10 protein-coding genes are annotated in these 12,269 nt (G+C 63.2%); 4 read left to right on the top strand and 6 right to left on the bottom strand.

Annotated elements, in window-relative coordinates:
- Window positions 1-39: 39 nt before the first annotated feature.
- Both HT585_RS17445 and HT585_RS17440 read left to right on the top strand, forming a co-directional pair.
- Window positions 40-1,032, top strand: coding sequence for a dihydroxyacetone kinase subunit DhaK (locus HT585_RS17445; RefSeq protein WP_176354100.1), 993 nt, complete (start codon window positions 40-42; stop codon window positions 1,030-1,032).
- 169 nt (window positions 1,033-1,201) lie between these two features.
- Window positions 1,202-1,594, top strand: a complete 393-nt coding sequence (locus HT585_RS17440) for a hypothetical protein (RefSeq protein WP_176354099.1) — start codon at window positions 1,202-1,204, stop codon at window positions 1,592-1,594.
- A gap of 106 nt (window positions 1,595-1,700) precedes the next feature.
- Here the strand turns inward: HT585_RS17440 and HT585_RS17435 are convergent, their stop codons facing one another.
- Window positions 1,701-2,609, bottom strand: coding sequence for a LysR family transcriptional regulator (locus HT585_RS17435; protein WP_176354098.1), 909 nt, complete (start codon window positions 2,607-2,609; stop codon window positions 1,701-1,703).
- A gap of 164 nt (window positions 2,610-2,773) precedes the next feature.
- Here HT585_RS17435 and HT585_RS17430 point away from each other — a divergent pair, with 164 nt between their 5' ends.
- Entirely contained in the window at window positions 2,774-4,315 is a 1,542-nt protein-coding gene (locus tag HT585_RS17430) for an MFS transporter (protein WP_425513754.1), read from the top strand.
- 137 nt (window positions 4,316-4,452) lie between these two features.
- Entirely contained in the window at window positions 4,453-5,685 is a 1,233-nt protein-coding gene (gene pepT, locus HT585_RS17425) for a peptidase T (RefSeq protein WP_176354096.1), read from the top strand.
- Between the two features lie 130 nt (window positions 5,686-5,815).
- Here the strand turns inward: pepT and abc-f are convergent, their stop codons facing one another.
- The 5 genes from abc-f to HT585_RS17400 all read right to left on the bottom strand — a co-directional run bounded on the left by abc-f (window position 5,816) and on the right by HT585_RS17400 (window position 12,269).
- On the bottom strand, window positions 5,816-7,438 hold the full coding sequence (gene abc-f, locus HT585_RS17420) for a ribosomal protection-like ABC-F family protein (protein ID WP_176354095.1): 1,623 nt from the start codon (window positions 7,436-7,438) through the stop codon (window positions 5,816-5,818).
- Window positions 7,439-7,582: 144 nt separating this feature from the next.
- Window positions 7,583-9,613 carry a beta-N-acetylhexosaminidase gene (locus HT585_RS17415; RefSeq protein WP_425513753.1) on the bottom strand — a complete coding sequence of 677 codons (2,031 nt, stop codon included), beginning with the start codon at window positions 9,611-9,613 and terminating at the stop codon, window positions 7,583-7,585.
- Window positions 9,614-9,624: 11 nt separating this feature from the next.
- Complete coding sequence (locus HT585_RS17410) at window positions 9,625-10,101, bottom strand: GNAT family N-acetyltransferase (RefSeq protein ID WP_176354093.1); 477 nt, start codon at window positions 10,099-10,101, stop codon at window positions 9,625-9,627.
- A gap of 346 nt (window positions 10,102-10,447) precedes the next feature.
- On the bottom strand, window positions 10,448-11,803 hold the full coding sequence (locus HT585_RS17405) for an aspartate aminotransferase family protein (protein WP_176354092.1): 1,356 nt from the start codon (window positions 11,801-11,803) through the stop codon (window positions 10,448-10,450).
- 22 nt (window positions 11,804-11,825) lie between these two features.
- Window positions 11,826-12,269, bottom strand: coding sequence for a GNAT family N-acetyltransferase (locus tag HT585_RS17400; protein WP_176354091.1), 444 nt, complete (start codon window positions 12,267-12,269; stop codon window positions 11,826-11,828).

Genomic DNA, 12,269 nt, shown 5'->3' with positions numbered 1-12,269 from the left:
GCTGAGCGGTAAACCAGTCGTCGCCTTGGGAGGGGCCTGATGAAGAAGTTTATGAACACCGCGGAAACCATGGCGGCCGAAAGCGTCGAAGGCTTCGTGCGTGCCCATGAGTCGTTCGTCGTGTTCGGAGCGGACCGAAAATGCGTTCGCCGGCGGCAGTTGCAGCCCGGAAAGGTCGCCGTCATCTCCGGCGGCGGCGCCGGCCACGAGCCGATGCACATCGGCTTCGTCGGCCAGGGCATGCTGGACGCCGCCTGCGTCGGCCATGTCTTCACCTCGCCGACGCCGAGCCAGATCATCAGCGCCATTGAAGAGACGGATAGTGGCCAAGGCTGCCTGCTGATCGTCAAGAATTACGACGGCGACATCATGAACTTCGAGATGGCGATCGAGATGGCGGCGGGCCGCCACGACATCGAAACCGTGATCGTTGCCGACGACATCGAAACGGCACGGGTCGGCGAAGGGCGTGGGCGGCGCGGCGTTGCCGGAACGCTCGTCATTGAAAAATTGCTTGGCGCGGCCGCCGAGCAGGGCATGCCCTTGCAGGCGTTGAAGCGGCTCGGAGATGGATTGAGCACCCGGATACGATCGATGGGCGTCGCACTCAACGGCGTGACGGTTCCACACACGCAACGCACCACCTTCGCGCTCGGCGCCGGGGAAATGGAAGTCGGGATCGGCATCCATGGCGAACCGGGGCATTCCAGGCAACCCTTCACGGCGTCGGACGCAATCGTCCACCAACTCTGCGAAACAATTGTCGGCGACATCGCGATGAAGCCCGGCGCCAAGGCGCTGCTCTTCGTCAACGGCCTCGGCGGAACTCCACCTGCCGAGCTTTATCTGGCTTACAACGCCGCCCGCCGTTTCATGGAGAAGCGGGGCATTGAAATCGAGCGCTCGCTCGTCGGGACCTATGTCACGTCGCTCGACATGCAGGGCCTGTCGATCACGCTCGCTCTCCTCACCACGGAGGAGCTGCAATTGTGGGATTTCCCCGTAATCACCGCTGCGCTGCGCTGGTCGTAAACCGGAGCCTTAGGGCCGTCGGTTACGGATGGAAATTGGCGGTCCCTGCCGATTGGTCCGCATAGGCTCCATGCAATCGCTGACGGACGAAACGCTTCATTAACGCGATTCACTTAGCTGCCCGTACCCCGGCGCCTCGCCGGCTAACCACGTATGAGTTGCAAGTGACATGCCCCCATTGACAGCCCCGGTTCACAATTTTCATCAAAAGATTGCATCGTTTTGCGAGCTGCGGCTCGCCCGCGCCCTGCCCAAGCACGACTACGACAACCTCCGCCATTACATGCTTGATTTCGTGACCCGGCGCGCAATGCCGCCCCAGACCGGCAACAAGCTCGACTGGAAGGAAATCGGCCTCGCCTGCGATCTGGATGAAGACAGCCTGCGGATCACCAAACGCCTCGCCAAACACGGCTTCGAGGCCATCATCCGCTGGCTGAAGGGGCCGAGCGCCAGCAAACCCGACAGAAAGCCACCGACCGGCCAGGGCTGGGTCAAGGCGCCGGCCGCACCGGCGCGCAGGATCGGTCTTGAACAAAGGCGTTTCGCCACCACGCGGTGATTTTCAGCCCAAGGCGTCCCCGAAGCCGTTCGCAAAGGCAGGGACGCTCCGACGACTAAAGGCGGCGGGCGCGACCCCCCAAAAAAATCAGACGCGCCCGCAGCACTCAGGACGCCGCAAGTTCGATCTTCGGCCAGGTTTTTTGCGCCGATATCTCGGGTTCATTTGCGACTGCGTGCCGCTCGCGGAAGGCGGCGGCAAGAGTTTGCAGAGCCTTACGGGAACGCGCATCGGTCAACGTCGAATGCAGAACGATCTCCGAGGACGGAAGTGGCGGCAGGCCAAACTGTTTGCTGACTTCGACCGTGTCGGAGGGCGCAAGCCGACAGGAGAAGGGCCCCACGGCGAGCCCCGCCGAGACGGCGGCGTTGACCGCGGTCGACACGCCGACGAACACCTCCACCCAGGGAACGCCAGCCCCATCGAGCGCACGCGTTGCGATATCGCGCACACCGCAAAGCGGCGCCAGCGCTGCCAACCGCAGCGGCTCGCCCGGCGCGCGCTTGAACCCGGGGGACGCGAACCAGCCGAAATGTTCCGGCCCGAGCGTCTCGCCGTCACGCCGATCCTCGTCGCGGCGGATGATGACGGCATCCAGTTCCCCGCGGTCGAAAGCGCCAAGCAGGTTTCGCGATGTTTCGAGCCTGACCTCGATGCACAGCCCCGGGTCATGGGCGTAGAGGCGCGCCAGCAATGTCGGCACTTCCGGCCCGGCGACATGCGCGGCGATGCCGAGGCCGAAGCGGCGACGCGTGGACGACAGCCCGGCCAGCGCCCGCTCGTGGGCCGCAAGGAACTCGCGCGCGCCTTCGATGAAGACGGCACCCTGTGCCGAAAGACGAACCTGCCTTGGGGTGCGTTCAAGCAGCCTGACGCCGAGCCGGTCTTCAAGCCGTTTCAGCTTGACGCTGATCGCGCCTTGTGTGCTGCCGAGGAACTCCGCCGCCCGGGTAAAGCTCTGGAAATCGGCAATCGCGACAAAGGCCTGTACCGCATCCACATCCAGTGTCGTCATTGCAACCATCCTATTTTGTTATCTCTGAAATAGCTATCCATACAATTCAGTTGTGATCAAGGTCCAATTATGGTGCCCCGGTCCGCAAGCGATATCAATTCGGGCGGAGCATGTGGAAGGATCTGCCCGGTTCTCCACAAGGCCCGCCGCAGCACTGAAAGATCATGAGAATGAACGAACCCACCAACCGCCGCAGCGGGCTGGCACTGGCAGCCGTCTGCCTCTCCACCGCGATGTTCGGCCTGGAGATATCGAGTATCCCGGCGATCCTGCCAACGCTGGAGCAGGTCCTCGGCGCGGATTTCAAACAGCTGCAATGGATCATGAACGCCTACACCATCGCAGTCACGGCCGTGCTGATGGCTGCGGGAACGCTGGCCGATCGCTACGGCCGCAAGCGCATCTTCGTCGCCGGCATCGTCGCCTTCGGCATCGCCTCGCTGATCTGCGGGCTGACCGATGACGCCTCGGTGCTGATCGTTGCCCGCTTTCTCCAGGGCATGGCCGGCGGCGTGATGCTGATCTGCCAGATCGCCGTTCTTTCGCACCAGTTCCCGTCCGGCCGTGAGCGCGGCATCGCCTTCAGCTGGTGGGGCATCATCTTTGGTATCGGCCTCGGCTTTGGCCCGATCGTGGGCGGCGCAACGGTTGCACTTCTGAGCTGGGAATGGGTGTTTCTCGTTCACGCCGTGCTCGCGGTCGTGGCGGTGGCGCTCGCGCTCGCAGGCGTGCAGGAATCTCGTGACCCTGGTGCCGAGCGCCTCGACGTCGCCGGCATCGTCACGTTGTCGGCCACGGTCTTCTGCCTTGCCTATTTCATCACGCAAGGCCCTGAACTCGGTTTTGCTAGCCCGACCGCACTGTCGATCCTTGGCCTAGCCATCCTCAGCCTGATCGGCTTCGTCATCGCCGAAAAGATGAGCGCCCGGCCCATGTTCGATTTTTCGGTGTTCCGCGTCCGCAGCTTCTCCGGTGCGCTGTTCGGTTCGATGGGCATGAACATCAGCTTCTGGCCGTTCATGATTTATCTGCCGATCTGGTTTCAGGCCGGTCTCGGCTATGACGGCGTCACCGCGAGCGTGGCACTTCTCGCCTACACGCTTCCCCCGCTGGTCGTTCCGCCCTTTGCCGAGCGCCTGATGCTGCGCTTCCGTCCGGGGATCGTCATCCCCGCCGGCCTCTTCACGATCGGTCTCGGTTTCCTGATGATGAAGATCGGCAGCGGCCATGCCGACGCCAGCTGGATGACGATGCTGCCGGGATGCATGGTCGCGGGCATCGGTCTCGGCCTGACAAACACCACCGTCACCAACGCCGCGACCGGCGCTGTTGCCGCCGAGCGGGTCGGCATGGCCTCGGGCATAGACACCAGTGCGCGGATGATTTCGCTAGCGATCAACATCGCCCTTATGGGCCTGATATTGGTCGAAGGCGTACTGTCCTCGCTGCGAAGCTCATTTGTCGGGCAGATGACCGCGACCGAACTGCGCAGCCTCGCGGAAAAGATTTCCGCAGGCGGCACGCTGAACTCCGACTACGGCGTGTCGCAGAACGTCATCCATGCGGCCCTCAGTGAGGGATTCGGCTGGGTCATGCTCTACGGCATGGTCGGCGTCTGGCTGTCGGCGGCCGCAAGCCTGCTCGTCTTCGGTCTCCGCCCGAAGGCGGAAACGGCGCTCTCCTGTTCAACGGCAGAATCCTCGTAAGGCAGGCGTCACTTCGCAAGTCCTTCTTCGCCGCGTCGACAAAACCAGTCGGCGCGGCGAAAAGTCCATTCACGGCGGCATCCGCGATGCGCTATAGCGAGACTATCGTTGACGCAGACATATTGGACACATTGCCCATGACCGACACTGTTATCGATCGCTTCCTTCGCTACGTCGTTATCGACACCCAATCGGATGCCAAGTCGAAGACCACGCCCACCACCGAGAAGCAGAAGACCCTCGGCCGATTGCTGGTCGAAGAGCTGCTGGCAATGGGCGTATCGGACGCGCATCTCGACGAATACGGCTATGTCTACGCCACCATTCCGTCGAACGTCGACAAGCCGGTTCCGGTCATCTGCTTCTGCTCGCACATGGACACCGCCCCCGATTTCACCGGCACCAACGTCAAGCCGCAGATCATCAGGAATTACCAGGGCGGTGACATCAGGCTCACTGGCGATCCGCAGCAGGTCATTCGCGTCAGCGAGCACCCGGTTCTGCTCGACCAGATCGGCAACGACATCATCACAACAGACGGCACGACGCTTCTGGGTGCGGACGACAAGGCCGGCGTTGCCGAGATCATGGCAGCCGCCCAGGTCCTGATGGCCAATCCGGATATCAAGCACGGCACCATCCGCATCCTCTTCACGCCCGACGAGGAAGTCGGCCGCGGCGCCGACAAGGTCGACCTGAAGAAGCTCGGCGCCCAGTTCGGCTACACCATCGACGGTGAGACCGCCGGCCATATTGAGGATGAGACCTTCTCCGCCGACGGCGTCGAGATCACCATATCGGGCGTTGCCATCCATCCGGGCTTTGCCAAGGGCAAGATGGAAAACGCCATCAAGATCGCCGGTGCCATCATCGACCGCCTGCCGAAGGACATCGCCCCTGAGAGCACCGAGGGCCGCGAAGGGTTCATTCACCCGACCGGCGTCACCGGAACGATGGAAAAGGCCAGTCTCAGCCTGATCGTGCGCGATTTCGAGGACGAGGGCCTTGCGACCAAGGAGGCACTGATCGAAGGCATCGTGAAGCAAGTGATCACCGCCTATCCGGGCTCGTCCTACACCTTCGAGGTCAAGCAGCAGTATCGCAACATGAAGTCGATCCTCTCCCGCAACCCGGAGATTACCGACAATGCGCTCGAGGCAGTGCGTCGCGCCGGCATGACGCCGGTGCGCGGCAGCATTCGCGGCGGCACCGACGGCTCGCGCCTGTCGTTCATGGGTCTGCCCTGCCCCAACATCTTTGCTGGCGGCCATGCCTTCCACTCGCCGCTGGAATGGGTGAGCCGGCAGGACATGGAACGGGCCGTCAAGACACTGGTCGAGCTGGCAAAAGTCTGGGAAGAGCGCGCCTGACGCCGGCCATCCGAACCGTCGCAACGGTTTCGAGATAAGGTCATCAACAAAGAAAGGGCCGAAGCACACAACGCGCTTCGGCCCCTGTCGTCTAGGATTACTGTCGCGGCAAGACCGCGACGGATCGAAATCAGCTGCGCAGGCCCGGCGCTTCCTGGCCGGTGCGGGCCACATATTCAGTATAGCCGCCGCCATACTGGTGCACGCCGTCGGGCGTCAGCTCCAGCACGCGATTGGACAGCGCCGCCAGGAAATGGCGGTCGTGCGAGACGAACAGCATCGTGCCCTCATACTGTTCCAGCGCCTTGATCAGCATTTCCTTGGTGTCGAGGTCAAGGTGGTTGGTGGGCTCGTCGAGCACCAGCAGGTTCGGCGGGTCGAACAGCATCATCGCCATGACCAGCCGTGCCTTCTCGCCGCCCGAAAGCACCCGGCAGCGCTTCTCGACGTCGTCGCCGGAAAAGCCGAAGCAGCCCGCAAGCGCGCGGAGCGGCCCTTGGCCTGCCTGCGGGAAGGCGTCTTCCAGCGACTGGAACACCGTGCGCTCGCCATCGAGCAGGTCCATGGCGTGCTGGGCGAAGTAGCCCATCTTCACGCTGGCACCGAGCGCGACGCTGCCCTCGTCCGGATCCGTCGAACCCGTCACCAGCTTCAACAGCGTGGACTTGCCGGCGCCGTTGATGCCCATGATGCACCAGCGCTCGCGGCGGCGCACCATGAAGTCGAGGCCTTCATAGATGCTGCGCTCGCCGTACTTCTTGTGCACGTTCTTGATGTTGATGACGTCTTCACCCGAGCGCGGCGCCGGGCGGAATTCGAACGACACGGCTTGCCGGCGCTTGGGCGGCTCGACCCGATCGATCTTGTCGAGCTTCTTTACCCGGCTCTGCACCTGGGCTGCGTGTGAGGCGCGCGCCTTGAAGCGCTCGATGAACTTGATTTCCTTGGCGAGCATCGCCTGCTGGCGTTCGAACTGCGCCAGCTGGTGCTTTTCGTTCTGCGCCCGCTGCTGCTCGTAGAAGGCATAGTCGCCGGAATAGCTGTTGAGCTGACCACCGTCGATCTCGACCACCTTGGTGATGATCCGGTTCATGAACTCGCGGTCGTGCGAGGTCATCAGCAGCGCACCTTCGTAGCCCTTGAGGAAGGCCTCGAGCCAGATCAGGCTTTCGAGATCCAGATGGTTGCTCGGTTCGTCGAGCAGCATCACGTCAGGGCGCATCAAAAGGATGCGGGCGAGCGCGACGCGCATCTTCCAGCCGCCCGAAAGCGCGCCCACGTCGCCGTCCATCATCTCCTGGGAGAAGCTGAGGCCCGCCAGGACTTCGCGCGCGCGGCCTTCGAGCGCATAACCGTCGAGTTCTTCGTAGCGTGCCTGCACCTCGCCGTAGCGCTCGATGATCGCGTCCATCTCGTCCAAACGATCCGGATCGACCATGGCCGCTTCAAGTTCGTGCAGTTCGGCGGCAACGGTGCTGACCGGCCCGGCACCGTTCATCACCTCGGCCACGGCGCTGCCGCCCGACATCTCGCCGACATCCTGGTTGAAGTAACCGATCGTTACGCCCTTATCGACGGCGACCTGGCCTTCGTCCGGCACCTCTTCGCCCGTGATCATCCGGAAGAGAGACGTCTTGCCCGCGCCGTTGGGGCCGACGAGACCGACCTTCTCGCCCTTGTTGAGGGCGGCGGATGCCTCGATGAAGAGGATCCGGTGGCTGAGCTGCTTGCTGATATTCTCGATACGAATCATAATTTGGGGGCCCGAAACGTTGCGGCGCCCTTATGTCACGGGTGACGGCCGCGCCGCAAACGTTGATTCGCGGCGTCTGCCCCCTCAAAAATGCAAGGGGGACGAGGCATCGCATTGCCTTGATGCCCCGTTCGACTGCGCGAGTTAATGCTCGGAGTAGAAGCCGTAGAGAACCGGCATCAGCCCGACCAGTGCCTCGAAGCGTTTGAAATTCTTGCGCTCCGGACGGGTCCAGCCGGTTTCGGCCAGCGCCGACAGCCGCGGAAACACCAGACGGTCGAACACGCCGCGATCAGTCATTGGCTCGGACCAGATGCAGCATTGCAGTCCGCGCAGATGTTTCTTCTGCGCTTCCGTCCAGCCCTCTATCGGATCGAACAAATAGAGTTTTTCCGGGTCCGACCAGCCGGCCCAGCTACCACCGGGCTCCGACCAGGCCGGGCTGTTGGCCATGTCGAGATAGTAGACCTGCCCGGGGCAGACGACGATGTCGTAGCCTTCACCGGCAAGCTCGGCATTGGCCTCGACAGTCCGCCAACCAAAGAGCAGCGACTTTTCCTTGTCGATCACGTTGCCATGAGCGGCCTCCTGCCAGCCGCCAGTGACGCAGCCACGGCTTGCCAGGAACCCCTGCACGCGGGCGAGAAACTCCGCCTGCAGCACGGCCGCCCCCGATCCGTCGATCTCGTCGGCGCCATGGGTGTTGGTGACGACGTTCAGCCGTTTGGCGTGTGCCGCCGCCATCTCGTCGCCGGCGACGGTCCGCAGACGTTCAAGCGCCTGCGGCGAACCCGACCAGGCGCCGAGCGGCACCTCGTCGGCACCGACATGGATGATCTTCGACGGGAAGAGCTCGATCAGTTCGTCGAAGACGACTTCGAGCACGCGATAGGTTTCCTCACGCACCGGGTTCAGGCAATTGTCCGGAAAACCCTGCACGGAATAATAGCTGCCGGCCTCCTCGGGATCGCGCAGCTCGGGAATGGCCTGCAGCATCGCGAAGGAATGGCCGGGGACGTCGATCTCCGGCATCACCTCGATACCCAGGGTCGCGGCAAGTGCGACGATCTCGCGGACGGCGGCCTTGGTGTAGTAGCCACCGGTGACATCAGGGCCGGAGCCGAGCAGCGGCGGGATCTTGCGACCATGGCCGCGCCACGCACCGATTTCGGTCAATGCCGGATAGGCATCGATCTCGATCCGCCAGGCCTCGTCGTCGGAGAGGTGCCAGTGGAAGCGGTTGAGCTTGTTCCAGGCCATCAGCCGCAGGAACCGCGAGACCTCTGAGGTGCTGTAGAATTGGCGGGCAACGTCGAGATGGGTGCCGCGCCAGCCGAGCGCCGGCTCGTCCCGGATATCGCCGCCGGCCGGAAACAGGAACGTTGCAGGGTGGAGGCGTGCGCCGCGCAGGATCTGGCCGAGCGTGATCAGGCCGTAGAGAAGGCCGGCGCGCGTGCCGCCGGTTATCGCGACGCCGGCTGGCGAAAAGCGGATGACGTAGCCTTCCTGCGCAAGGTCACCTGCGAGCGCGAGCGTTGCCGGAAGGCCGCCTTCCGCGACCGGGCGCACAATTCCTTCGACCGGAAACAGGCTGGCCGTGAGGTCCGAGAACACCTGCGCTGCGGCCTCGGCCTCCGGCCCCTCCGGCGTTAGATCGAGCCCAAGCGGCGGCGTCAGGCGACCGGAGACGGATACTTCCTGCGGCCAGGGCACGATGGAAACGGCGACCGGTGCGACCTTCGGCACGGGATAGATGACCGCGCCGCGCTTCAGCTCGGCATTGTCGCCGTGCGCGCGCGACGGCACGACGGAGATCGGCGCCGTGCTGCCATCGGCAAGCACGAGATAGGCGGAATTGGCGCCATCGGTCCAGTGCTGCGGCGCGAAGCTCATGCCATGTGCCTTGACGGTCCACGTACTTCCCGGCTGAAGCACCAGGTCGGCCGGCGGCGCGAACTCGGAGTGGTTGGAAAGCCGGCTCAGCAATGTCCCGCCTTCGACGACGGCAGCCGGGTCGATGCGGGCAGGCCCGGAAACGCAGAGCCGAAAATCCCTAAGCGGGCGATCGGAGGCGTTCGTCAATGTCAGCGCGTAAACCGCTTGGGTATCCGTCTTTGCCGGCGTCCAGAGTGTTTCCAGCCGAAATTGCGGTTTGGTAGCGATCGTCATCATCATCTCCAGCAGGGCTAATCGTCGATCTTGAGCATGCCGGCATAAATGCCCGGCGCGGAATTGGGGATCGGCATCGCAGCGACGGTCTTCTCGTAGAACTCCGACGGCCCGACATCGCCGATGATGGCATAGGCGTACCCCATCGTCTTCAAATCGAGCAATGAGGCAAGGAGCAGCGCATGCCCAATGCCTTCCCCGCGTGCCGTTTCATCGACGCCGGTCGGGCCGAAGAACCCACGCGCGATCGACTCGTGGCAGGCAAAGCCGACAAGATCTCCGTTTCGCGTGGCGAGAAAGCAGGTCGGAGGCTGACGCGCGAACGCGACGGCGGTCTCGCCGGCCCAGCCCGCACCGAATTTTTGCCTGACCCACGCGGTCACCAGTTCGAACTCCGGCGCCAAGGCGCGCCGGATCGTCACCCCGGCCGCATCCATCCGCTGGTCGAGTTCCGGCCTTGGTCTAAGTAGAGATAGATTGACGAGATAATCCATTGAGAACCCTGCGACGTTGGAAAGAGGCTGGCGCGCACCGGATGCCGGCCAGCAGCCTGGGGATGTCCAGGCATGGCAACCGAACCTCCTTGTCTGCCGACATGACGAACTCTCCTCAAGTCCTGATGGCACACCATTAAGTCAATAAATTTGACTTAATGCTATTACCAGGATCGGAGACCTGTCAATCGGCGTCCTCCAGCAACAAGCAGGGATAGGTCCGCAACCGCACAGAAGATGCGCCGGCGAACGTCAACCGTCGCCAGCGAGGATCTTCCTTCGATGAAAGTTTGGCAGTCTTCTCGCCTGGGAGCCGACGCCCAGATGCGGGCCCACAGGCGGGCCGTTACGCGGGGGGCGCGCGACCAAGTTCGCCAAGGCTCGCCTCGACGATATCGAACATCTCATCGATCTCGGCCGCCGCTATGATCATCGGCGGGCAGAAGGCGATGGAATCGCCGATGTTGCGGCAGATCAGGCCGTTCTTCTGCAGGATCGCTGCCGCCCGCGCGCCGGTTGCGCCAGCGGCCGCACCATCCGCCGCCTCAAGCTCAAGCGCACCGATAAGCCCGATACCCCGCGCCTCGACGGCAAGCGGATGGCGCTCCAGCGCATTGAGCCGGCTAAGGAAATGCGGCGCAAGACGGCGGACGTTGCCGACCAGATCCTTCTCTTCGATGATCGCGAGATTTTCGAGCGATACGGCAGCGGCGACCGGATGGCCGCTCGCGGTAAATCCGTGCCCGATCGCGCCGATCCGGTCGGCCTCATTGGCGATCGGATCGTAGACACTGTCGTTGATCATGAGCGCCGCAATCGGCTGGTAGGACGACGACAGCTGTTTGGAAAGTGTCATGATATCAGGGCGAATGCTGAAGGTCTGCGACCCGAACATGTGGCCGGTGCGCCCGAAGCCGCAAATCACCTCGTCCGCGATCAGCAGGATGTCGTATTTGCGCAGCACGTCCTGGATCGCCTCCCAATAGCCCTCCGGCGGAACGATGACGCCGCCGGCCCCCATGACCGGCTCGCCGATGAAGGCGGCGATCGTCTCGGGCCCTTCCTCGAGGATGAGCGCTTCGAGTTCCTCTGCGCAGCAGCGCGAAAAGGCAAGCTCGTCCTGACCGGGTTCGGCTCCAGTGCGATAATGCGGGCAGGTCGTGTGCAGGATGTTGGCAAACGGCAGGTCGAAGGAGCGATGATTGTTGGGCAGACCCGTCAGGCTGGCGCTCAGCGCCGTCACACCGTGATAGCCCTTGATGCGCGAAATGATCTTCTTCTTTTCCGGCTTTCCAAGGGCGTTGGAGCGATACCAGACCAATTTGATCGCGGTGTCGTTGGCCTCGGACCCGGAGTTGGCGAAATAGACCTTCGACATCGGAACCGGCGCCATGCCGACCAGCTTCTCGGCCAGATCCGCCACCGGTCCATGCGATTTCTGCGAGAAGGTGTGGTAATAGGGCAGCCTTGCCATCTGCCTGCGCGCCACCTCGACCAGCCGCTTTTCGCCGAAGCCAACCGCCACGCTCCAGAGCCCGGCCATACCTTCAATGTAGCGCTTGCCGCTGTTGTCGAAGACGTGAATGCCTTCACCGCGGTCGATGATCAGCGGCCCTTCCCGTTCCAGTTTGCGCGGGTTGGTGTAGGAATGGAGATGGTAGGCCATGTCCCGCGCTTCGGTGGAATTGGGCTGTGCGGTCATCGGCGTCTCCCGTTTCGATGCGTTACAGGGCAATATCATAAGTCAGCCAATCCGTTCTGGTGGCCAGCTGATCGTAGAGCCCCCGTGCGCGATAATTGTTGTCGCGCGTGATCCAGCGGAGGACCGACCAGCCACGCTCTCGTCCGATGTCGGCAACGGACCGGATCAAAGCAGGTGCTGCGCCGTACCCGCGGGCTTCGGGCGTAACGAAGAGGTCGTCGAGAAAGCCGCCCCGCGCGGCCATCAGCGGCCGGATGTATTCGCGAAAGTGGGTCAGGCCAATCGGGCGGCCGGAGCCATCGAGCGCCAGCCGGCATTCGAGTGCACCCTCGCGGATCCAGCCCCAGACCCGATCCCGCATCTCATCGGTCTGGTCGACGCCATAGAAGGCGGCAAATCCCGCGTGGAGTTCGTTCCATGCGGACCTGTCGGCCTCCGTGGCCGCGACGATCGTAACACCTGCCAT

Origin of the sequence: Ensifer oleiphilus (assembly GCF_013371465.1) — a bacterium.
GTDB lineage: Bacteria > Pseudomonadota > Alphaproteobacteria > Rhizobiales > Rhizobiaceae > Ensifer > Ensifer oleiphilus.
This window is presented reverse-complemented; position numbering and strand designations above follow the sequence as displayed.

Coding starts and splice junctions, on each gene's coding strand:
- HT585_RS17440 (WP_176354099.1), top strand. CDS start 1,202: ATGCCCCCATTGACAGCCCCGGTTCACAATTTTCATCAAAAGATTGCA.
- HT585_RS17410 (WP_176354093.1), bottom strand. CDS start 10,101: ATGGATTATCTCGTCAATCTATCTCTACTTAGACCAAGGCCGGAACTC.
- HT585_RS17445 (WP_176354100.1), top strand. CDS start 40: ATGAAGAAGTTTATGAACACCGCGGAAACCATGGCGGCCGAAAGCGTC.
- abc-f (WP_176354095.1), bottom strand. CDS start 7,438: ATGATTCGTATCGAGAATATCAGCAAGCAGCTCAGCCACCGGATCCTC.
- HT585_RS17430 (WP_425513754.1), top strand. CDS start 2,774: ATGAGAATGAACGAACCCACCAACCGCCGCAGCGGGCTGGCACTGGCA.
- HT585_RS17400 (WP_176354091.1), bottom strand. CDS start 12,269: ATGGCAGGTGTTACGATCGTCGCGGCCACGGAGGCCGACAGGTCCGCA.
- HT585_RS17405 (WP_176354092.1), bottom strand. CDS start 11,803: ATGACCGCACAGCCCAATTCCACCGAAGCGCGGGACATGGCCTACCAT.
- pepT (WP_176354096.1), top strand. CDS start 4,453: ATGACCGACACTGTTATCGATCGCTTCCTTCGCTACGTCGTTATCGAC.
- HT585_RS17435 (WP_176354098.1), bottom strand. CDS start 2,609: ATGACGACACTGGATGTGGATGCGGTACAGGCCTTTGTCGCGATTGCC.
- HT585_RS17415 (WP_425513753.1), bottom strand. CDS start 9,613: ATGATGATGACGATCGCTACCAAACCGCAATTTCGGCTGGAAACACTC.